General features: G+C 57.7%; 22 protein-coding genes. 5 read left to right on the forward strand and 17 right to left on the reverse strand.

The genetic code is table 11. The annotated features are described in order from the left end of the window. Positions 1-64: 64 nt before the first annotated feature. The 3 genes from C1J05_RS07535 to C1J05_RS07545 are packed head-to-tail and all read left to right on the forward strand — an operon-like array spanning position 65 to position 2,881. Positions 65-733 (forward strand): TRAP transporter small permease, encoded by a 669-nt coding sequence (locus tag C1J05_RS07535; RefSeq protein WP_114869708.1) that lies wholly within the window; start codon positions 65-67, stop codon positions 731-733. Continuing rightward, positions 733-2,091: a TRAP transporter large permease gene (locus C1J05_RS07540; RefSeq protein WP_114869709.1), complete on the forward strand. Its 1,359-nt coding sequence runs from the start codon at positions 733-735 to the stop codon at positions 2,089-2,091. Before C1J05_RS07535 ends, C1J05_RS07540 begins: the two co-directional genes overlap by 1 nt. Positions 2,092-2,101: 10 nt before the next feature. Further along, entirely contained in the window at positions 2,102-2,881 is a 780-nt protein-coding gene (locus tag C1J05_RS07545) for an IclR family transcriptional regulator (RefSeq protein ID WP_114869710.1), read from the forward strand. Between the two features lie 10 nt (positions 2,882-2,891). Here the strand turns inward: C1J05_RS07545 and C1J05_RS07550 are convergent, their stop codons facing one another. The 16 genes from C1J05_RS07550 to C1J05_RS07625 all read right to left on the reverse strand — a co-directional run bounded on the left by C1J05_RS07550 (position 2,892) and on the right by C1J05_RS07625 (position 20,443). After that, a complete protein-coding gene (locus C1J05_RS07550; protein WP_114869711.1) occupies positions 2,892-4,406 on the reverse strand; it encodes an aldehyde dehydrogenase family protein in 1,515 nt (504 codons plus the stop codon). A 29-nt stretch (positions 4,407-4,435) separates the two neighbouring features. Then, positions 4,436-4,780, reverse strand: a complete 345-nt coding sequence (locus C1J05_RS07555; protein ID WP_114869712.1) for a cupin domain-containing protein — start codon at positions 4,778-4,780, stop codon at positions 4,436-4,438. Positions 4,781-4,791: 11 nt separating this feature from the next. After that, entirely contained in the window at positions 4,792-5,139 is a 348-nt protein-coding gene (locus C1J05_RS07560; RefSeq protein ID WP_114869713.1) for a cupin domain-containing protein, read from the reverse strand. Continuing rightward, positions 5,136-6,422 (reverse strand): nucleotide disphospho-sugar-binding domain-containing protein, encoded by a 1,287-nt coding sequence (locus tag C1J05_RS07565; protein ID WP_114869714.1) that lies wholly within the window; start codon positions 6,420-6,422, stop codon positions 5,136-5,138. The genes C1J05_RS07560 and C1J05_RS07565 overlap by 4 nt, the downstream gene beginning before the upstream one ends. 34 nt (positions 6,423-6,456) lie before the next feature. Continuing rightward, positions 6,457-7,518, reverse strand: a complete 1,062-nt coding sequence (locus tag C1J05_RS07570; protein ID WP_114869715.1) for an ABC transporter ATP-binding protein — start codon at positions 7,516-7,518, stop codon at positions 6,457-6,459. Continuing rightward, positions 7,515-8,285 carry an ABC transporter permease gene (locus C1J05_RS07575; RefSeq protein ID WP_205389170.1) on the reverse strand — a complete coding sequence of 257 codons (771 nt, stop codon included), beginning with the start codon at positions 8,283-8,285 and terminating at the stop codon, positions 7,515-7,517. The genes C1J05_RS07570 and C1J05_RS07575 overlap by 4 nt, the downstream gene beginning before the upstream one ends. After that, on the reverse strand, positions 8,278-9,138 hold the full coding sequence (locus tag C1J05_RS07580; protein WP_114869717.1) for an ABC transporter permease: 861 nt from the start codon (positions 9,136-9,138) through the stop codon (positions 8,278-8,280). Before C1J05_RS07580 ends, C1J05_RS07575 begins: the two co-directional genes overlap by 8 nt. 68 nt (positions 9,139-9,206) lie before the next feature. Continuing rightward, positions 9,207-10,268, reverse strand: coding sequence for a polyamine ABC transporter substrate-binding protein (locus C1J05_RS07585; RefSeq protein WP_114869718.1), 1,062 nt, complete (start codon positions 10,266-10,268; stop codon positions 9,207-9,209). A gap of 162 nt (positions 10,269-10,430) precedes the next feature. Beyond that, complete coding sequence (locus C1J05_RS07590; RefSeq protein ID WP_114869719.1) at positions 10,431-11,969, reverse strand: sulfatase-like hydrolase/transferase; 1,539 nt, start codon at positions 11,967-11,969, stop codon at positions 10,431-10,433. A 60-nt stretch (positions 11,970-12,029) separates the two neighbouring features. Beyond that, the gene (locus C1J05_RS07595; RefSeq protein WP_114869720.1) at positions 12,030-13,025 is read right to left on the reverse strand and encodes an ABC transporter ATP-binding protein; all 996 of its coding nucleotides are present in this window, start codon (positions 13,023-13,025) and stop codon (positions 12,030-12,032) included. Continuing rightward, complete coding sequence (locus C1J05_RS07600) at positions 13,022-14,023, reverse strand: ABC transporter ATP-binding protein (protein WP_114869721.1); 1,002 nt, start codon at positions 14,021-14,023, stop codon at positions 13,022-13,024. Before C1J05_RS07600 ends, C1J05_RS07595 begins: the two co-directional genes overlap by 4 nt. Further along, positions 14,011-14,466 carry a GNAT family N-acetyltransferase gene (locus C1J05_RS07605; protein ID WP_114869722.1) on the reverse strand — a complete coding sequence of 152 codons (456 nt, stop codon included), beginning with the start codon at positions 14,464-14,466 and terminating at the stop codon, positions 14,011-14,013. Before C1J05_RS07605 ends, C1J05_RS07600 begins: the two co-directional genes overlap by 13 nt. Further along, a complete protein-coding gene (locus C1J05_RS07610; protein WP_114869723.1) occupies positions 14,463-15,605 on the reverse strand; it encodes an ABC transporter permease in 1,143 nt (380 codons plus the stop codon). The genes C1J05_RS07605 and C1J05_RS07610 overlap by 4 nt, the downstream gene beginning before the upstream one ends. Before the next feature lie 5 nt (positions 15,606-15,610). Further along, positions 15,611-16,615 carry an ABC transporter permease gene (locus C1J05_RS07615; RefSeq protein WP_114869724.1) on the reverse strand — a complete coding sequence of 335 codons (1,005 nt, stop codon included), beginning with the start codon at positions 16,613-16,615 and terminating at the stop codon, positions 15,611-15,613. A 110-nt stretch (positions 16,616-16,725) separates the two neighbouring features. Continuing rightward, positions 16,726-18,765 carry an ABC transporter substrate-binding protein gene (locus C1J05_RS07620; protein WP_114872188.1) on the reverse strand — a complete coding sequence of 680 codons (2,040 nt, stop codon included), beginning with the start codon at positions 18,763-18,765 and terminating at the stop codon, positions 16,726-16,728. Between the two features lie 448 nt (positions 18,766-19,213). Continuing rightward, complete coding sequence (locus tag C1J05_RS07625; protein ID WP_114869725.1) at positions 19,214-20,443, reverse strand: urate hydroxylase PuuD; 1,230 nt, start codon at positions 20,441-20,443, stop codon at positions 19,214-19,216. Positions 20,444-20,549: 106 nt separating this feature from the next. On the opposite strand from C1J05_RS07625, the gene C1J05_RS07630 reads away from it, so the two are divergent. Next, positions 20,550-21,482: a LysR family transcriptional regulator gene (locus C1J05_RS07630; RefSeq protein ID WP_114869726.1), complete on the forward strand. Its 933-nt coding sequence runs from the start codon at positions 20,550-20,552 to the stop codon at positions 21,480-21,482. On the opposite strand, the gene uraH is transcribed toward C1J05_RS07630, so the two are convergent. Beyond that, positions 21,467-21,820 (reverse strand): hydroxyisourate hydrolase, encoded by a 354-nt coding sequence (gene uraH / locus C1J05_RS07635; protein ID WP_114869727.1) that lies wholly within the window; start codon positions 21,818-21,820, stop codon positions 21,467-21,469. The two genes, C1J05_RS07630 and uraH, sit on opposite strands and share 16 nt — an antisense overlap. Before the next feature lie 169 nt (positions 21,821-21,989). On the opposite strand from uraH, the gene C1J05_RS07640 reads away from it, so the two are divergent. After that, entirely contained in the window at positions 21,990-22,472 is a 483-nt protein-coding gene (locus C1J05_RS07640; protein ID WP_254684740.1) for an ureidoglycolate lyase, read from the forward strand. The last annotated feature ends 38 nt before the right edge of the window (positions 22,473-22,510 follow it).

A 22,510-nucleotide genomic window follows, 5' to 3' on the forward strand; every position in this document is an offset into this window, starting at 1 on the left:
AACACCGGGCCGATACATCCTGCATCAAGACAGGGATTGGGCCTGACGGAGGAGGGGACAGATCATGTCGATATGGTCTGATGCGATGGGCATCGTAACAGCCGCGTTCAGCGGTGATTCATGGACACTCAGTTCGGCACTGAAAACCGAAGGCGCATGGATCGTCGGGACAATCTGCACCGTGATCGGCGGCTATCTGATGATGCGGCTTTACCGGGCCGTGCCGTTTTTCGATCGCCATCTGGAACGCAGCATCATGGTCTATTCCTATCTGCTGATCGCCGCGATCATCTTTGTCGAAGTGTTCCGGAGGTTCGTTCTAAGCCAACAGGCACCTTGGTCGACGACCCTGCCGCCGGTTTTGTTCCTGATCATGACGTGGTTCGGGTGTTCCTATAATATCCGCCTGCGCACCCATCTGGCCTTTAGCGAATTCCGCAGTGCCATGTCGCGCCCCATGCAGATGGTGTGCCTGTCGCTGGATGCGGTCTTGTGGATGGGCTTTTGTATTATCGTAGTCGTCACCTCGACCCGCGTCGCGGCCAATTCCGCTGCGAATTTCCAGATTTTGGCAGGCACCGACAATTTCATGCAGTGGTGGTATCTGGTGCTGGTTCCGGTGGCCTTTGTTCTGATGGCGGGGCGCGTTCTGGAAAACTGGACCGATGATCTTGCCAATTTCCGCAACGGCAATCCGCTGATCAATCAGGCCGTGATCGGAGGAGACACATAATGACCGACGGTACACTGATCACGCTGATTTCCTTGGGCGTCACCTTTCTGTTCATGCTGGGGGTGCCGGTTTTTCTGATCATCGCCTACTGGGTCGTGGGTACAACATTTGTGCTGGGCCAGACGATGGACAATATCGGCGCGGCCCTGTCGGATGTGTTTACCGACGGCTTTGCCCTGCTGGCGATGCCGCTGTTCATCCTGACTGGCGACCTGATCAACCAGTCGGGCATCGCCAAGCGATTATCCGATTTCGCCTATGCCTGTCTGGGCTGGCTGCGCGGCGGTCTGGCGATGGCGGCCATCGGCGCGTGCGGACTGTTTGCGGCCATTTCCGGTTCAAATTCAGCCACAACAGCCACCATCGGGTCCATGTTGCACCCCGAGATGGTCAAGGGCGGCTATGACGAACGGTTTTCCGCAGCCACCGCAGCGGCGGGCGGCACCGTGGGCATCATCATTCCGCCCTCGATCATCTTTATCGTCTATGGCTACCTGATGAACCTGTCGATTTCCGACCTGTTCATCGCCGGCATCATCCCGGGCGCTTTGATGGTTACTGCGATGATGATCGCCGCGTTTATCATCTGTACGCTGAACGGCTGGGGCCACCTGATCGGGCTAAGCGTCAGCCGCGTGGTCAAAACGGCGTTCGGCGCATGGCTGGGCTTTTTCGCCATCGGGCTGGTGCTTTGGGGCATTTACACGGGCAAGTTTTCCCCGACCGAAGCGGCAGGCGTGACGGTGGGGTTCTGTATCATTGTCGGTATGATCTGCTACCCGATCAACAAGATGATGAAGAACGATGCCAACACCCCGGTCGAGGAAAAAGGCTTTTCCGACATGTTGGTTGTTGAAGGCTTTACGCTGACGCAGGTGCCTTCCATCGTTGTCCGGTCGGCCCAGATCACCGGCATTCTGGCCCCGCTGATCGGGGTGTCGGTGGTGATGCAGCAAAACCTGTCGCTGCTGGGTGCGCAGCAGGTCATCGGCGCGTTTGTGACCGGCATGGGCGGCTATTACGCGGTCTTGTTCACATCCATGGCGATCGTGTTCGTGTCGGGGATGATCCTTGAATCCCTGCCTGTCACCATCATTCTGGCCCCGATCCTGGCCCCGATTGCGGCCTCGGTCGGCATTGATCCGATCCATTTCTCGGTGATCTTCCTTGTTGGCGCGTCTATCGGGTTTATTACGCCGCCTTACGGGCTGAACCTTTATGTCGCCTCGGGTGTGACGGGTGTTCCCTATTTCCGGCTTTTGAAATACACGGTGCCCTATCTGATCGCATTGATCGGCACCTGGTTCATCGTGGCGTTGACGCCGCAGCTTGCGTTGATGCTGGTGCCCGAAATCTAAAGGACGGCCCATGCCAGACGACACCTCGGACACGACAGGGAACATCCCGACAAATCTGCGGGTGCTGTTGCTGCTGGAAGAGGTTGCGAAATCCGGCGTGCCGATCACCCCGACCGAGGTGAACACAAGGATCGGCCTGCCCAAACCGACGGTGCACCGCCTGTTCGCCACGATGGAGCGCGAAGGCTTTCTGCAACGCGATATCGATGGAAAATCCTACAGTCCGGGGCCGCGTCTGCGCCGCTTTTCGATCAACGTGCTGTCGTCCTTGCGGATCAGAACGGCGCGGGTGGCCGTGTTGACGGCACTGGCCGAGGAAATCGGCGAAACCTGTAATATCACAACGCCGGATCGTGATTGCATGATCTATCTGGATCGGGTGGAAACCAAATGGCCGCTGCGCATCCAGCTGCCGGTGGGCACGACCGTGCCGTTCCATTGCACGGCCAGCGGCAAGATGTACCTGTCCACCCTGCGCCCGTCACATCTGCGCACCTATATTCGGTCGGCCAAGCTGACCGCGCAAACCGAAAAAACCCTGACAGACCCCGATGATCTGGCGGCCGAGATCAAACGGGTGCAGGAACGGGGCTATTCCACCGATAACGAAGAATTCATGGACGCCATGGTGGCCATCGCAGTGCCGATCAGCGATCCCAGTGGACGGATGCTGGCGACACTGGCGGTGCACGCCCCGACCCACCGGATCAGTCTGGAAGGCCTGCAAGCACATTTGCCACTGATCACGAAAACCGCGCAAACACTGATGACCCTGATCGCCGAGGAATAGGCGGCGTGCCCTAGCTGTGGCTGCGCCCCTTGTCGCCGGTGGGCGAATAGAACCAGTCATCGGGGTAGGGATACCACCAGTCCGCCTCGCGCGCGCGGGGGTCGATCACCACCATTTTGGGCTGACGGAACGCATCCAGACCCTGCGCGCCCAACGCCCGCCCAAGGCCCGAATTCTTCATGCCGCCAAAAGGAAGCGCATCATTGTCGACCAGCGGATTGTTGACCCAGACCATTCCGGCCTTCAATTCATTCACACCGCGAAACGCCTCGTCCAGATCGGATGTGAAGATACAGGCCCCAAGGCCATAATCGGACGCATTGGCGCGCCGTAACGCTTCGTCAAAATCAGCGACACGGATGATTGACACAACGGGGCCGAACACCTCTTCGTGCAAAAGGGTCATGTCATCATTCATTTCTGTCAGGATCGTCGGTTCGAAGAACCAGCCCTTGTCCATATTCGGCGGGATGTGTCCGCCCAGTGCCACTTTGGCACCCTTGCGGACAGCGTCAGACACCAGCGCAGTTACCTTGTCGCGGGCCGGTTTGGATACCAAGGGCCCGATTTCTGCCACATCAAGCCCGTTGCCGATACGCAATTGCTGTGCCCGTTTCACCAGAGCCGCAACAAACTGGTCATGCACATCTTCCACCACATAGACCCGCTCGGTCGAGGTGCAGACCTGCCCCGATTGCAGAAACGCCGCCGTGACAACGCCTGCGGCGGCGACGTCGATATCGGCATTGGACGATATGATGCACGGATCGCTGCCGCCCGCCTCGATCACGGCCGGTTTCATCTGTTGCGCGGCGGCGACGGCGACGGCGCGCCCTGTGGACACGGACCCCGTAAAGGCGACGGCGTGGGTCAGTTCGCTGTCGATCAGGTGTTTTCCAACGGCCCCGTCACCGGGCAGGCAGGCAATCAGATCGTCGGGCAAGGCGCTGAAATACTGCATGAATTCCATGGTGCACAGCGTACCGGCAGGCGATGCTTTCAGCACCACGCCATTGCCCGCAGCAAGCGATGCCGCAATCGTCCAGCAGCCCAGGATCAGCGGGAAATTGTAGGGTACGATATGAACCGACACGCCATAGGGTTCATAGGTTTGATACTGGAACGAACCCGGCTGCATCGGTCCTGCGATCTTGCCCGCGTCATGGCGCGCCAGTTCCGCGTAATAGCGGAATACGGCCGGAATATTGGCAATCTCGCCAATGGATTCAGGATAGGGTTTGCCGGTTTCCAGCGTCATCAGACGGGCAACCTGCGTCATGTCCGAATGTTCGATGGCATCCGCAATCCGGTGCAGCACTTTGGCGCGCGATTTGCAATCAGTCGCGGCCCAACCCGCCTGTGCGGCATTGACCCGCGTCAATATCCTGTCGATCAGGGCGCCGTCCGGCGCGCCGTAAACGCCAACCTTGTCCAGCGTGGCCGGATTGATCAGGCTGACGGTTTTCCTTGACAGCGCCACATGCACCGGATTGATGAAATAGCTGGCAATGGATGGATCGAACATGATGTCCCTTCTGTTGAACGCCCGCGCGCCTAGCGGATCATATACACCTTTTTGACAGTCTCGTGCACGGTGCAGACGCCTTTCCAGTCCTGCGGGAAAAACGCGGCCGTATCCGGTTTGATTTCAATCACTTCGCCGCTTTCATGCACATAGGTACAGCGCCCTTCCAGAAAATGGCAGAATTCGTCACGGGTGACGTGACATTCCCACTTTCCGGGGGTGCAGACCCACAGGCCGCATTCCGATTGGCCGTCAGGGCCCTTGTGCAGCAATTTGCCCGAGGTGTGTGAATGGCCCTGGATCATGGTGGGGATTTCGCCCCAATCGGCCAGGTCGGTCTGGGCCAGCGGATCGTGCATAACAGGGGTGGTCATGATGTGTCTTTCTAAAACAGGATGTAGATATTGCGCATGGTGTCATGCACTGTGCAGGTGCCTGTCCAGCCGGCGGGAAACAGGACAACGGTGCCCGGCGTGATCTTGATCACCTCACCATCGTCTTTGGTATAGGTCGCGCGACCCGCCACGAAATGGCACAACTCGTCCCGCGGGATCGACAAGGCCCACGTGCCCGGCGTGCAGACCCATATGCCGGTTTCGGGGCGATTGTCCGGCCCCTTATGCACCAGTCTTCCGCTGGAATGGGACGCGCCCTCGATTGCGTCGGGCTGCGCCCCCCAATCCACCAGATCGGTCCGGCTTGAGGCATCGTAAAGATGTGGCGCGCTGCTCATGCCCCGGCTTTCAGGATACTATCAAGGATGCCCGCCGCCTTGGTCGGGCCATGCTGGGATTGCATCTGCGCCGATGTGGCGGCCAGTTTGGATTTAAGAGCTTCATCACTCACGCAAGTCTCCAGCGCTGCGGCCAGTTGTTCGTCGGTCCAGTCATAGCGGTGAAAGCCGAAGCCGTGGCCGGTTTCCTGCACCCGCGTGGCGTTGTCATGGCCGTCCCAGACATAGGGCATGATGATCGCAGGCTTGCCGAAATACAGGCATTCGGTAAACGAATTGTTGCCGCCATGATGGATCACCGCATCAACCTGCGGAATGACAGACGGTTGGGGATACCAGCTTTGGATGTGCACATTGTCGGGAATGTCGCTGTATTCATCCATGTAATCGCCGACATTCACCAGCGCGCGATAGGGAAGGGTGCTGATTGTCTTGATGATCCGTTTCAGAAGATCCGTATCGCCCGCCCCCAGCGAGCCAAAGGAAACATACAAAAGCGGCTTGTCGTTATTGGCCTTGAAGCTTGGCACGTCATAGGCTTCTTCATCGCGCACGCAGCCCTCAAGATACTGGAACTGCGCCGGATCCAGCGGATTTTCGCGTTCGAACTTGGCCGCTTCGGGGTAAAGCAGCAGGTTCATCGTGGGCGAGGCTTCGAAAAACTCTCCGATGGGATAAGCATCTTCACCGTTCTCGGCCAGAAAGGCGTTGTAATCATCGTGGATCGGTTTGATCACGGCGTTGAATTTTGCCTCGTAGGCCTTGTGACAGGCGGTGTCGTTTTGCCCGCATCCCGACAGGTGCGGCGGTACTTTGGGGTCTGGAATTTCGTTTTCAGAACAGGAAATGATGCGTACCCACGGCACTCCGAATTGCTTGATCGCAGGAAACATGATCACGTTATCCACACAGATCATGTCAGGCTTGATCTTTGCCAACACACCGAGCAAATCCTTCTGCGCCCACTTGGCACTGTCGACAATTGCCTCCCAGCAGTCGCGCACATAGTTGTCGATCTGGTCAATCGGGCTTTTGCGGAAATTGGGGATATGGCCGTTGATGAAGTCTTCCCAGAATTTTGCCATCGCTTCGGGTTCCATCGGTTCGGACAGCGCGACGGGATGCGCCTCGAACCCGTAGCCCGCGTAGACCTCGACAAAGCCCGGATCGCTCAGGAACACGGCCTTGTGGCCCAGTTTTTCGCAGGCCTGCGCAATGCCAACGGAATTCAGCGCCGGACCAAAGGCGGCCTCGGGGAAAAATGCGATTGTTTTCTGTGCCATGTGGTGTCTCCCTTAGTGTGTGGCTTGCTTCGCGTCAGGCGGGGGCCAGAACGCGCGAATGTGCTGCGTCCCAGACGCAGTAAACCTGTTTGCCCGTCGCAATGGAAGCGGGATCAAACTGCCCCGCCTGCATCCGCGCGATGATCACGTGTTTTCCGTCGCAGACCCGGACATGCACCGCCAGATCAGAGCCGTGATAGGCGGTATCGAACACGGTGCCGGACACCGTATTGCGCCCGTCCTGCGGATCGCTGTCCATCAGCATCACCCGTTCGGGGCGCACCGCAACCGAGGCCGCGCCGATCACATCGCTTGCCCCGCGGATCAGGCCTGCGCTCGGCACCTCAACACCTTCGGGCGACGCTATTCCGTCCAGAAAATTCATCACCCCGATGAACCCGGCGACAAAATGTGAATTGGGGTGTTCGTAAAGGTCCTGTGGCGTACCGACCTGAGCCAGCCTGCCGGCATTCAGAACCGCCACACGATCAGCCATCACCAATGCCTCTTCCTGATCGTGGGTGACGATCAGAAACGTGATGCCCACCTCTGCCTGCAGACGTTTCAGTTCAAGCTGCATCTCCTCGCGCAGCTTTTTATCAAGCGCTGACAAAGGCTCGTCCAGCAGCAACACCTTGGGCCGTTTGACCAGTGCGCGCGCCAGCGCCACCCGTTGGCGTTGCCCGCCCGACAGCTGGTCGGGGCGGCGGTTGGCAAAGGCGCCCAGTTGCGCGCTGTTCAGCACGTCGGCCACGCGGGTTGCAATTTCTGCCCGCGGCAGATGTTCCATTTCCAGCCCGTAAGCGATGTTTTTTTCTACGCTCATATGCGGGAACAGCGCATAGGATTGAAACATCAGATTCAGCGGACGGTTGCGGGCAGGGGTGTCGGTCACATCGTTTCCCGCCACGATAACGCGACCGGACTGGGGCGTTTCAAACCCCGCCAATGTGCGCAGCAATGTGGTCTTGCCACAGCCAGATGGCCCCAGAAGTGCGAAAAATTCGTTGTCTTTGATATCCAGCGACACATCGTCGATGGCGGTGACGCTGCCATAGCGTTTGGTGATGTTTTCGATGCGGATCGAATGGGTCATCTGGTGAATACCTCGCGGTCGGCCCGCTGGGCGAAAAACACCAATGCAAACGATACGAACATCACGATTGTGGCCATGGCGTTGATCTCGGGTGTGACGCCAAAGCGGATCATGGCGTAAATCTGCATCGGCAGCGTGGTTGATGACGTGCCCGGACCGGCGGTAAAAAACGCGATGATGAATTCATCGATCGAAAGGGTAAAAGAAAGTAATGCCCCCGCAATGACCCCCGGCAGGATCGCGGGCAGCAACACTCGGCGAAATGTTGTGAATTCGCTGGCCCCCAGATCGGCGCTGGCCTCAAGGATCGAATGATCGAAATTCCGCATCCGCGTGCGCACCACAGCCACCACAAAGGCAATGTTGAACACCACGTGGCTTAGAATGATGGAATGCAGGCCCAGCGTGACAGACAGCGCCGAATAGAACGACAACAGCGCAATCGCCAATACGATATCGGGGATGATCATCGGCGCGAACAGGATCGCATCCAGCGCGGCGGATTGCCTGCGGGTTTCCACACCCACCGCCAGCAACGTCCCGATGATCGTGGCCAGCACGGTCGACACCACGGCGACGATCAGCGTGTTGCGCGCCGCCGACAGGATCGCCTTGGATTCCAGTAGTTTACCATACCATTCAAAGGAAAATCCGGTCCAGACCGTGGGCAGCCCCGCGCGGTTAAAGCTAAGCACCATCAGCACCAGAATGGGAATGTAGAGGAACGCATAGAACAGCCCCAGATGCAGTTTCAGACCGTTACCCATCCTTGCGCCCCGCATCGCCTGATGCGCGGTTTGCCAGTACCGCCTGGGTGAACAAAAGCGCCATCATCACCGCAATCAGGAACAGCGACAGCGCTGCGCCAAAGGGCCAGTCGCGTGCACTTAGAAACTGATCATAGATCAGGTTGCCCACCATTTGCAGCCGCCCGCCCCCCAGCAGATCGGGGGTGATGAAATTGCCGATCGACAATACGAAAACGAACACGCCGCCCGCTGCCACGCCGGGAATGGTCTGAGGCAGGATCACCCGGCGAAAGGTTGTCCAGCCCGTTGCCCCCAGATCCTGCGAGGCTTCGATGGTTTCGCGATTGATCCGGTTCAGCGATGCGTAGATCGCCAGCACGACAAACGGGGTGTAGTTATAGACCAGCCCGACCACGATGGCGAAACTGTTGTAAAGCAGGGGCAGCGGGTCATCGATTACGCCGATCCCGATCAGCGAATTGTTGATCAGGCCTTCGCGGTTCAGCATCACGATCCACGCGTAGGTGCGGATCAGATAGTTTGACCAGAATGGCAGAATGACAAGGATCAGCAACACGGTCTGCCACTGGCGCGGCGCGCGGGTGATGGCATAGGCCGCCGGATAGGCGATCAGGATCGCAATCAGTGTGGTCAGCCCGGCAATCTTCGCCGATTGCAGGAAAATCCCCATATAAAGCGGATCGAACGCGCGGCTGAAATTTTCAAAGGTAAAGACATAATCAATGCCGCCGTACACGCCCCGTTCAAAGAACGCATAGGTAAAGATCAATCCGCACGGGATCACCATCAGCAGCGCCAGCCAGCCCAGCCCCGGGCCAAGCAGGATCGCGGATTTCAGGCGAGAGTTCATTGCGGTCTGTCTGGCATGTCAGCGCAGGGATACGCGGCGCAGGGGCCGCGTATCCGCCAATGCGATCCCTATTGCGCCGCCATGATTTCGGTCACGGTGCGCGCGAACGCCTTTTGCCCGTCGCCCAGATCGCGCAACTGTTCGTATTTCAGCATGTCGGCAGGGGCCATGGCCATATTTGAAAAGGTTTCCGCCAGCGAAGGATCAAGCGCATCCATCGCCGCCTTGTTGGGCACCTTGTAAAGGATGTTGCTGGCCACCCATGTGCCGACATCCTCGCTCAGAATGTAATTTACGAACGCATGCGCCGCGTCTTTGTTTTCGGACGCTTCGGTGACAACGATGGAATCCACCCAAAGGTCTGATCCTTCGGATGGGATCACGTATTTGATATCTGGGTTTTCGGCGATGCCGTAGTTGCACCAGCCGTCCCATGCCTGCACCATCGTGGCTTCGCCCGACACCAGCTTGGCATAGAATGTCGCGTCGTCATAAGCCAGCAGATCGCCCTTGGTCGCGACCAGCATGTCCTTGGCCGCGGCCAGGGTTTCATCTGATGTGTCGTTCAGCGATTTGCCCATTGCCAGCGCCGCCGCGCCCATCAGCCAGCGGTCGGTCGACAGCATGGTGATCTTGCCCTTCAGATCGTCACCGGGTTGCAGCAGGTCCGTCCAGGATGTCGGTGCATCCATCATGTCGCTGCGGTAACACAGGCCCGTCGTGCCCCACGCATAAGGCATCGAAAACGTATTGCCCGGATCATGTGCCAGTTCGTTCGCTTCGGGATAAAGGTTTGTGACATTCGGGATTTTGCCATGATCCAGTGTTGCCGCAAGGCCCAGATTGTGCAGCGCCTCGGCAAAGGGCGAGGATACGAACAGCACGTCATATCCCTTGCCGCCACCGGCAACCACTTTGCCCATGATTTCTTCGTTGGTGCCGTGCACCGACAATTCCGCCTCGATCCCGGTTGCGGCGGTAAAGTTTTCCAGCAGATCGGGCGGCATGTAACCATCCCAATTCGAAATCACGATTTTTTCGGCCAGTGCCGGTGTTGAAAAGGCCAGTGTGGCGCAGGCCAGAACCGTGGTGGCGCGCAGTGTTTTCGATGTGAAATAAGATTGATTCATTTGTTATCTCCCTGATCGGCCCGGGAAAATCACAGCAGCATCCGGGCTCCTGAAATCAGGCTACGGGCAGAGACAAAGCCGACACAACAAAAAATTTGTGTCTGCGCTCAAAATCAAGAGGTAAATGCAAGAATCGTCATGGTTTGACGGATCGGGATGCCTTTATGCGCAGCTTTCGCGCGTCCCCGTCACGGGGCCATCGGCGGTGATCATGATATTGGACAATGTACTGTCGGCATGGGCCATGCGGTGGTTCAGCAGGCGTTGGGTCATCTCCAGCAGGATCGGGGCGGCATCTGCATCGGCGGCAATGTTGGTCCACTCACCATCGCCCGCCCGGTCAAACAGCAACGGGGGCAAACCCGCGTTGAAATGCACCAGTGTGTATCGCGGCCCCCGCAGGATCGCCAGATTGCAAAGGTGCGCGGGCAGGTTCAGTTGGCGTTGCCACAGTGTCGGGCTGACGGGATCACCGAAATCAAGCTCGGAATAGGAATGGGTGCGCCAGTCTTCGGGCGAATCGCCTTGCACGAAGGGTTGCAGCGCCCTGCCGTTCATGGACGATGGCACATCCTGCCCGATCCAGCGCAGAATGGTGGGCGCAATATCCACCGCTTCGGTCAATTCGGAAACGCGGCGGCCGAACCCCGCAGGCGCATCCGGATCGCGGATAATCAACGGCGTGTGATAGGCCGCATCATAGCATGACATTTTACCCCAGGCCTGCCGGTCGCCCAGCATTTCGCCGTGATCGGCGCTGATCACGATCAGGGTATCGTCATACTGGCCGCTGTCCTTCAGCGCCTTCAGAATGCGCCCGATATGGGCATCCACTTCGGTGGCAAGACCCAGATAAAGCGCGCGCAGCGTCCGGATCGTCAGATCATCTTCGGGCAGATCAGCAAATCCCGACACCGTGTTCTTCGCCTGATAATTGTCCACTGCGGGGCCGAAAAACGGATGTATCGCGGCCTCATCCCCGCGCGAGAGGCGTTTGGGCATCGGCACGCCGGCGGGATCGTACATCCGGTTATAGGGGGCAGGGGCCACCAGCGGCGGATGCGGGCGAATATAGGTGATGTGGCTGAACCACGGCGCATCGCCGCGCACCGCCAGATCGCGCAGAAACGCATTTGTCAGAAACGCCGTGTCGCTGTCTTCGGCGCTGTAGAACGCCGGATCGTCGATGCGCGGTTCGGCCCCCTTGGCAGCGACTGGCTTGTAGAAATCCGCGTAATCGGGACAGTCATAACCCTTGGCCACCAGATCAGCGCGCCAGGGAAAGGATTCCTCAAGCCGCATTTCAACCGCTTCGTGAAATCCGTTCATCGGCATTTCATAGGTTGTCAGCGCGGGATCGCCCGCAGGGTAGGCGCGCGGATCCTGTGCGGTATCAGTATAGCCGAACAGCATCGGCATATAGCCTTTTTTGCGGGCCTCGGTGGCGATGTTGGGCGCATCATGGCGCAGTGGCGTGCCGTTGCGGATGCTGCGGTGGTTCATCGCATATTGCCCGGTCAGCAAAGAGGCCCGCGACGGGCCGCAGGGATTGGTGACGGAATAGTGCCGCGTGAAGGTAACGGCGTCCTCCATCAGTGCGCGCAGGTTTGGCATGTCCACATGCGCAGCCAGATCGCCGAACACCGTATCGGCGCGCAACTGGTCGATTGTGATGAACAACACATTGCGTCTGCGTGACATGGCGCGCTCCTGTCTGCCGGTGGCGGCACCTAATCCTGATTTGAAGCACTGTTCAACAGGCTATTGCGCCAGTTCCTTCCAGCGGTGACAGGCTACATTGTGCTCGACACCGGCACTTTCCAAAGCCGGTTCCTTGATGCGGCAGATATCAACCGCAAAAGGGCATCGTGTCTGGAACTTGCATCCCGGCGGCGGGTTGGTGGGCGAGGGGATTTCGCCTTCCAGTTTCTGCGCCTTGCCGCGATCATCGGGGTCCAGCGAAGGGATCGCGGACAGCAGTGCCTGAGTGTAGGGATGGCGCGGGGTTGAAAACAACGTGCGTGTCGGTGCGGTTTCCACCAGCCGGCCCAGATACATCACAGCCACATGATCGCAGACATGGGCAACCACGCTCAGGTCGTGGCTGATGAACAGGAAGGTCAGTCCCATATCTTGCTGAATGGCCTTCAAAAGGTTCAGCACGTCAGCCTGAATGGACACATCAAGGGCCGCAACGCTTTCATCGGCCACGATGAATTTCGGGCCGGATACCAGCGCGCGCGCAATTGAAATGCGTTGTCGCTGCCCGCCCGAAAACGCGTGCGGAAACCGCCGCAGGTGTTCAAGGTTCAACCGGCATTTGGCGGCAATCTCTCGCACGCGCGCGTCGGTTTCTTCGCGCGTCTTTGTCAGCCCCATCACCTCAAGCGGTTCGGCGATGATGTCGCGCACAGTCATGCGCGGGCTTAGCGCGGCGTAGGGATCCTGAAAAATCAACTGCGCCCTTTTGCGATAATCCTTAAGCTCCCTGGCCCCCAGGGATTTCAGCGAATATTTGACTTCGCCGTCGTCAAAGTGAACATCCCCCTGGCTGATCGGCGCCGCCTTGAGCATGGCACGCCCCAGCGTTGTCTTGCCGGAGCCGCTTTCCCCGACCAGACCGAAAAAACTGCCCGGTGCGACATCGATCGTTACGTTTTCAACCGCGCGTACAAACGGTTTTGGCCCGATCAATCCGCCGCGCAAAGGGTAATGAACCGACAGGCCCTGCGCCGAAATAAGAGGCTTCTGGCTCATTGGGCACCGCCTTTGGGATCATTCAGATGGCATGCCACCCGGTGGTCGGTGTCGACCTGCGTAAACTCGGGTACCTCGCGCGCACAGCGCGGCCCCAGAAGTTCCTGACAGCGGGTGTTGTATACACAGCCCGACGGCCGTTCCAGCGGCGAGGGGATATCCCCCGGTATCGGCGTCAGCGGCGCGTCGATATCATCCAGCGTTGGCAGCGCGGCCAGCAACCCGCGCGTATACGGGTGCGCCGGTTTGCGGATCACATCGCGCACCGTGCCTTTTTCAACCAGCCGGCCCAGATACATCACCGCAACCGTATCCGCGGTTTGTGCGATCACGCCCAGATCATGGGTGATGAAAATGATGCCCATGCCGAATTCTGACACCAGATCTTTCATCAGGTCGATCACCTGCGCCTGAATGGTCACATCCAGCGCGGTTGTCGGCTCGTCCGCGATCAGCAACTTGGGTTTGGTTGACAGAGCCATCGCGATCATTGCGCGCTGTCGCATCCCCCCCGACAGTTCAAACGCATATTGCTTGAACCGCGTCCCCGCGTCGGAAATTCCGACCCTGTCCAGCATCTCGATCGACAATTCCTTGGCCTGCGCCTTGGAAAAATTCGTATGAATCTGCAATTGCTCGACCATCTGATCTCCGATCGAGATCGTAGGCGCAAAGCTGGCCATCGGTTCCTGAAAAATCAGCGATATCGCCCCGCCGCGCACGATTTTCATGTCGCGGTCCGTGTGCAGCGACATCACGTCGACAGGGCCGTCGTCCAGATGCAGGGCAATCTTGGTCTGTTCGCCGTAAACGGCATTGCGCGGGTTCAGCTTCATCAGCGATTTCGCAGTCACGGATTTTCCCGATCCGCTTTCGCCGACCAGACCCATCACTTCGCCCGCTTCCAGACTGAAGGACACATTGTCGACGGCGGTTATGCGGCCTTCGTCGGTGTCAAATTTCAGGGTCAGGTTTTCAACATCGATCAAGCGGCCCATGAGATGACCTTTCGAAAGATGACCTTGTCTTCTCCGTTGGCGTAATAGTCGCGCACACGTCCCTCTTCTTCGTAGTTTTCTTTTTGATATAGCTTTCGCGCTGCCAGTTGCTCGGGCAGTTGCGTGGTTTCAATGATGATCATTCTGGCATCCAGCGACGTTTCCATTTCACGCAACAATCGGGTGGCGACGCCGTTTCCGCGCGCGTTTTCCGAGACTGCGATAGCCAGGATGTTCCAGACACCGTCCGCCATTTCTTCGGGGCGCGCAAATGCAAAGCCGTCGATTTGCCCCGTGTCTTCTGACAGCAACCAGTGATCCGGTGCTCCGTTGAACGCCGGTGCGATCATGTCGGGCAGGTAATCTGCAGGAAACAGATCGGAAGCCTCGGCGATTTCGCCAATCCGGTCCATATCATTCTGTGTAACCTTGCGGATCGTCATTTCTTTGTCTCTCCGTACGGATCGGCCGCATCGCGTAATCCGTCGCCGACAAACACAAAGGCCATGACAAGGATGATGAAAAAGATCACTGGAATGAAGTACCACTGATAGTTCAGCAGAACATCGGCGCTGGTGACGTTTTGCAGCATCACGCCCAGCGAATTGACAGGGTCTTTCAATCCCAGCCCGATAAAGCTGAGCGCGGTTTCAGACAGCACCATATAGGGAAATGAAATCACCAGATCGACGATGATATAACTGGTAAAACTGGGCAACAGATGCTTGCGGATCACATGGCCCGACGATGCGCCACATAGCTGTGCAGCCAGAACATATTCCTGATTGCGCTCGGTCAGCAAATGGGTGCGCACACGGCGGGCAAGCGTCGGCCAGCCGATAAAGCCCAGAATGATCGAAATGAAGAAAAACCTTTCTTCCGCGCTCCACGTGTCCGGAATAAAGGCGGCCAGCGCCATGAACAGAGGTATGGCCGGTATCGTTCGCACCGCATCCGTGACCATTTGTATGAAACTGTCGATCCAGCCGCCGTAATATCCTGATATGCCCCCGATGATCAGGGCCAGCACAAAGGCGATGAACACCCCGATTGTGCCCACAGCCAAGGATGTGTTGATAGCGTGAAAGGTGCGGGAAAAAATATCCTTGCCGGTCGAATCCGTGCCGAACAGGTGCACATACCCTTGGTCCACACCGAACAGGCGCGTCTGGAATGTCATCCCGAACAGTTGGTAGGGCGTGCCTTCGGTAAAGAACTGCAAATAGCGCCGCTTGTCCGTGTTCACCTTGTCGACCCAGCGGAAATTCGTCTGGATCGATCGTTCCCGTTCGTAAGTGTAGACAAAGGGGCGCCAAGAACAGCCGTTGTCATCGCAGAATTGCGGAATTTGCGGTGCGCCGTTCAGGTAATCCTTGTCGCGCCCCGCGATTGTCGGGTCGTAGGGGGTCAGGAACGGGGCGAACAGGCCCGACAGGATCAGAAAGACCAGCACCCAGGCACCCACCATTGCCGATTTCTGCTTTTTGAACCGCGTCCAGATCAACTGCCCCTGAGAGGCCGTGAAATAGGCATCCTTGGCGCTTTGGTCGACGGCTGTATCGGGAAAATTGGTATCGGTCATATCATTTACCCCAGAATGCTGTGACGGATGCGCGGATCAACCAGGGCCAGAACGATGTCCGTGATAAAGTTGATGGCGACGATCGTGCCGGTCAGGAAAAAGATGATTGCCCCGGCAAGCTGCTGATCGTTCGACCGGGCCAGTGCCTCGATCAGCAGGGATCCGGCCTCGGTCAGGGTCAGGATCAGGGCGACAATCGGCAGTTCGTTGAAAATCCGGTTCAGATCGAACCCCAGCGAATTGATGATCGGGCTAAGCGCGTGACGCGCCGGATAGCGCATCAGCAGATGGCGCCCCGATACACCGCGTGCGGCGGCTGCGGTGACGTAAAGCTTGCTGATTTCATCCGACATCAACGCGCGCACGGTCTGGATCGCAAAGGCCGTTGCCGACCAGCCCAGAATGAAAACCGGCAGCCAGACATGGCCCATGAAATCCTTGATCTTGTCCCAGTTCCACGGCGCATCGCGGTATTCCGGTGAAAACAGCCCCGTCAGACTGTCGCCGAACATCACCGTGGAAAACAGCATGATCATCAGCGCCAGCAGAAAGTTGGGCAGCGCCAGTCCAAGATAGCTGACCAGACGCAGGCCGTTGTTCAGGAAAGGGTTGCGCGACGTGGCGGCGATGATGCCAACCGGAACGGCAATGGCATAGGCCAGAAACAGCGATCCAAGGCAGATGCCAACGCTCAGCCAGACCTTCTGGCCCAGCAACTGGTTGATATCCAGCCGCAAGATGCAACTGTCGCCAAATTCGCCCCGAAAGGCGTTGAACAACCAGCTAAGCCAACGCTCCATGAACGGGCGGTCAAGCCCCAGTCGGGCGCGTTCGGCCTCGATATCGGCGATGGAAATCTGCGCGCCCTGAGAGTTCTTGAAAGCCAGATAGCGTTCGGCGCAATCACCGGGCACCAGTTCCATCAGGAAGAACACGATGAACGAAACAAGGCAGAGTGTGAAAATAGCGAGCGCGGCGCGGATCGTCGCAAACCGTAGAAATTGGACCATAAGTGTTTTCGCGCCCCCGCAGAATGAAACGACCCGTTATCGGGTTCGGTTTTTATCGTGCGGGCCGCAATAGCGGCCCGCACAGGTGTCAAAAATGTCTTTCGACAGGCTTATTCAGTCAGGAACCACTGCGACGGACGGTAGGGGTACGTCCGGTAATAGGCATAAGATGCGGTCTTGAACGGCGTGGTATTCTTCAACGATGACGAAAAGTAGATCGGCTTCTGTTCTTTCACCGTGCCGATGAACAGCAGGTTGCCGGTCATGTTCTCGACCAGTTTCAGGCCCAAAGCGTCTGATTCAGGTGTGCCCACCGGGGTGGCCTGAAACGCTTTGATGTCTTCCATCATCTCGTACACATACTCTGGCGGTTTCACACCGGCAGTGCCTTCGGATTGCACGTATTCGCCCCACAACATGGCTGTGCGCATGTTGAAATAGTTGTCAAACGGGGGAATGAAGATTTCCGCGTTGCCCAGAACGACAGCCAGCGGCACGCTTTTCTCGTACATCGTGACATCCAGCTGGTTCGAGGACTGCGCCGAACGGTATTCGTCGGTTGTGACCTCTTTCACGGTGTTGTCGATGCCAACATCGCGCCAGTTCTGACCAACCAGTTCGACGATCTTGATCGACATGCCCTGGGTGGCAACCTGAAGGTTCAGTGTCAGCTTGTCGCCATTGGGCAGTTCGCGCATGCCGTCACCATCGGTATCGACCATGCCAACCTCGTCCAGCAGCGAATTCGCCATATCGGGATCGAACTGCGCATAGTGCTGTTCCCACTCTGCCGGAACAAAGCTGGGTGTCGGCGAAAACCCGATATACTGCTGGGGTTCGCCAAGGCCGAACATCGCGACTTCGTTGATTTCGTCGCGGTTCATGGCGACAGACATCGCCTGACGGAACCGCAGATCACCAAACACCTTGCGCTTTTCAAGATCGTCGGACGTGACGTTGAACGCAAAGGTCGGCATCGTGATATCCGGTTTCAGATCGACGACAAAACCGCCCTTTTCCTGATTTTCCAGCAGCAGAGGCACATAGTCGATTTGCAGGGCCTGCGCCTTGTAATCAACTTCGCCGTTGACCAGCTTCAAAAGACGCACTTCGCTTTCGCCAACAAAGATCTCGTCCATCTCGTTGATATAGGGAAGCTGGTTACCGGCCGTATCGACCATATAGAAATACGGGTTGGCAACGAACTGGCGGCCTTCGGTGGTTTCCGAAATCACGATGTGGCTTTCCAGTGTAGGCGCCGCATCAAGGGGCAGGTTGGCAACCTTGTCAGGGTGCGACAGCATCGGTGTCGGTGTGTCCATCCAGTCGGAACTGCCGTAATAGGCCTTGACCACGTCATAGCCGCTTTCGAAACCGGCCGCCTGTGCCAAAGCATCGGCGTCAGGGTTGATCGCGGGGTGGAACTGGCCGAGAAAATGCTTGGGCTGAAAACCTTGGGCATAATGGTTGGCAAAGTGCGCCAGAAAGCCGGGTTTTGGCGACGGCATGTTAAAGCGCACGGTTTGCGCATCAATGACATCAACCGTCATCGGTTCGCCACCGGCCAGCACATAGTCTTTCGGGCTTTCGATCACATTCGGATCAAGCGCCAGATTCTCGTACCAGAATTCAACGTCTTCCGCGCCAAAGGGTTGTCCGTCGGACCATTTGTGGCCTTCGCGCAGAACAAAGGTCAGCTGCGTGAAATCGTCGTTCCATGACCAGCTTTTTGCAACGTTGGGCACAATTGTCGTAAGATCATCGGCATAGCGCACAAGGTTTACGTGGCGGACCGACATAAAGTCGGATGTGCCGGCTTCGGTCGCGTTGGACAGGGCGTTGAACATCCCGCCATAGGTGCCGATCATCTCATAAGGTGCGACAACCAGCGGTTCCGAGGGCAGGCGGTCTGCCAGCGCGGGCACCTCCGGATTGCCGCGAATACGGCTGTTCAAGGCCGCGATATCGGGGTTTTCGGAAAACTCCATCGTGCAGTCTGCAAGGCTTTGAATTTCGGCCAGTTCGTATTGCTGGGGGTACGCGCCCGCAGCAACACCCATCGGGTCCGCAACGGTAACAGCCGGGCAGGCCGCCATCGCTGCGCCCGAAAAGGCAAACAGCGCCGCACTGGACAGTAATAATCTCTTCATCGGTGTCTTCTCCTTGTTGGTTTTCTTTTCGCTGTCCCGCCAGGACAGCCCGGGCATTTTCGCCCTTATTGTCATGAAAAAATGCTGCTTCGATGTGTTGCGCTTAAAGGGAGTTTCCAAAATTTTTGTGACGCAGGCTAATGATGTCCCATTTCCGTCAGGCTGAACGTTTTGGTCAACGCTAAATGTGAGTCTCTTCATGTCGTGCAGTATCCCCCAAGGCACCTTGGAACAGATTGCCCGAAAATACATCAACTTTCTGTAAGACTTGTGCAGTTTGTGATAAAAGCTTTGGGCTTGGGCCGGCATTTGTCATCGCAAGGCTTTCCGGTTCAGCGCAGGGCATCAGGGATCAAGCGTCGGGCAATCGCCGGCATGTGTAAAATCGCTAAATGATATTGTTTGATAGGTTTTGCTTATGGGTTGGGCTGCGTCGCACGATCCTGTCTCAGGATTTGCCCGCGCGATACCATGCGATGATCTTGCGGCGGTCTTCGGGGGGCAGATCGGTAATGTTGGCAGGCGGCATGGCGTGGCTGACACCGGCCTGCAAATAGATATCGCGCGCATGTTTGGTAATGTCGGATGTGGTTTCCAGAAACACACCTTTGGGCGCCCAGTGCATGCCTTCCCACACCGGTTCGCGCGCATGGCACATGGAACAGCGCCCCAGCACGATATCTTGCGCTTCTTCAAACCCTGCGGCATCGGCAAACCGGGCTTCATGCGGCGTCAGCGCGCGCGCCTCGGCGTCTTCATAACTGTCATGGCCGGGCATGGTGGACAGCCACGCGATCAGAATGAACAACAGCACCGTCACTGCCCATGTCCAGTGCGGGCCTTTGCCGGTGGCGTGCATGGTGTTGAAATAGTGCCGGATGGTCACCCCGGTCAGAAAGATGATGCTGGCAATCAGCCAACTGTACTGGGTTCCGAAGGCCAGCGGATAGTGGTTGGACAGCATCAGAAAAATCACCGGCAGTGTCAGGTAATTGTTATGGGTCGACCGAAGTTTTGCGATCTTGCCGTATTTCGGGTCGGGCGTGCGTCCCGCCTTGAGATCGGCAACCACAACGCGCTGGTTGGGCATGATGATCAAAAACACGTTCGCCGTCATGATTGTGGCGGTGAACGCCCCCAGATGCAGAAGTGCGGCGCGCCCCGTGAATATCTGGTTATAACCCCACGACATGATCACCAGCAGCACAAACAACAGTAGCATCAGTGCCGTCGGGCGTTCGCCCAGGCCGGATTTGCAAAGAAAGTCGTAAACGATCCAGCCGATTGTCAGGGAAGCGGCCGAAATCAGGATGGCCTGCCACACCGCCAGATCGGCCTTGTTCGCGTCAATCAGATAGAGTTCGGCGCCGACCCAGTAGACGATCATCAACAAGGCTGCCCCTGACAGCCATGTGGCATAGCTTTCCCATTTGAACCAGATCAGGTGGTCGGGCATCTGGTCGGGGGCAACCAGATATTTCTGGATGTGGTAAAACCCGCCGCCATGGACCTGCCATTCCTCGCCATGCGCACCCTTGGGCAGATGCGGGGATTTGCGCAGGCCCAGATCAAGCGCCACAAAATAGAAAGACGATCCGATCCAAGCAATAGCAGTGATCACGTGCAGCCAGCGCACGGCAAAGCCCAGCCAGTCCCAGATGATTGCCAGATCGTACATGCCTTGCCCTCCGCTTTCGTCCGGCACACCCTAGCCAGACGCGCGTTTATTCTGTATTCCCATATATTGCCAAGCTGTATCAAAAATAAACGAACAATAACGATCAATGTCGTATCTTGATAACATCCGCACCTTCGTGCGCGTCTATGAACTGGGCAGTATGTCTGCGGCGGGGCGCGATCTGCGTATTTCACCTGCGGTCACGTCCTCGCGTATTTCCCAACTGGAAGAGCACCTGAGCGTGCGTCTGTTCCAGCGTACAACCCGCAGCTTGACACCTACGGCGCAGGGGCAGGCGTTTTACGGCGGGGCTTGCGCCGTGCTCGAGGCAGTGGAAACCGCAGAGGCGTTGGTGATGGACATGACGGACAACCCCAAGGGGCTGTTGCACGTGGCCGCGCCGCTGGGGGTCGGGCGGCGGTTGATCGCGCCGCATGTGCCGGAATTTGCGAATGAATATCCGATGGTCGACGTGCGCTTGCGCCTGACCGACCGCAAGGTGGATATTACGGCCGAAGGGCTGGACGTGGCGTTTTTTCTGGGCCAGCCCGAAGACAGCAATCTGCGCATTCGCCCGATTGCGGATTGCCAGAGGGTGCTGTGTGCCGCGCCCGACTATATCGCACGCCGCGGCAACCCGGCCAATGGCAGCGCCCTGATCGAGGGCAAGCACGAATGTCTGAACCTGCGCTTTCCCGGCGCGACCGAATTCCAGTGGCGGCTGATCACAAAGGACGGGCCGCGCAAATTCGCGGTCAGTGGCCGGCTGGAATCCGATGATGGCGATGTGCTGACAGATTGGGCGCTGGACGGGCAGGGGATCGCCATGAAACCGGTGTTCGAAGTGGCGGAACACCTGAAGGCCGGGCGTTTGGTACCCGTGGCGCAAGACACGCCGCCGGTGCCGATCCAGATGGCGTGCCTTTACACGCACCGCCGCCATCAGGACCCCAAAACGCGCCTGTTCATGGAATTCATGACAGATCGTGTGCGCGTGGCCGTACGCGCATCAGAAGCGGTGTTTCAACTGCCCCGGTAAGTGGAATAGCCGAATGGCGACAACAGCAACGGCACATGGTAATGCGCCGCCTTTGACATGCCAAAGCGCAGCGGGATCACGTCCAGAAACCGCGGTTCTTCCGATGGGGTGCCAGTGCCGTCCAGATAGCTGCCGGCATAGAACCGCAATTCGTAGATGCCGGCTGAAAATTCGCCCGCAGGCAGAATATGTTCGTTTGTCCGCCCGTCGGCATTGGTGCGTAAGGTACGCAGATGCGTCGCGCGTTCATTATCGATCCGGTAAAGTTCGATTGTCATGCCTTCGGCCGGGCATCCGCGCGCGGTATCCAGAACATGGGTTGTCAAATATCCGGTCATAGCCTGCCCTTTCGATATGTCGCCATCACTCTGCCAATCCGTACGCCAAAAGGCAAAGCCGCGATTGAATTACAGTGTTTCGTGTTTTTTTTGATAAAGATTCTGATTGTTTTGAAATATGGTAGGGTGCAGTGAAGCGCAAGAATTCCAACCGCAGGGCCAGACCGCAGTGACATCCTCTATACGCATCCAGCCGCTGAATGCCGAAAGGTTCGCCCCCTTTGGCGATGTGCTGGAATGTGAGGGCGCGCCGGACAAATTGATCAATCAGGGCCGGTGCGGGCGGTATCACGACCGCGCAAAACTTGATTTCGGGGATGGGCGCGCGGGCATCAGCATGTTTCGCGCACAGATCCGCGCGCTGCCCTACACATTGGACATGGTCGAACGTCACCCCGATGGCAGTCAGGCGTTTATTCCGCTGGGGACCGATCCGTTTCTGGTGATCGTCGCGCCTGATCAGGGCGGCGTTCCGGCGACACCGCTGGCGTTTCTCACGGCTGCGGGGCAGGGCATCAACCTGCACCGCAACATATGGCACGGCGTGCTGACACCCCTTGCGGGCAATGGCATTTTTGCCGTGATCGACCGGATCGGGGCCGGCGCGAATTTGCAGGAGTACTGGTTCGAAACCCCATACACCGTTGACTAAAAACAAGTGCGGCCAGAAAGGCCGGACAGAAACCAACA

Source organism: Sulfitobacter sp. JL08, assembly GCF_003352045.1.
GTDB lineage: Bacteria > Pseudomonadota > Alphaproteobacteria > Rhodobacterales > Rhodobacteraceae > JL08.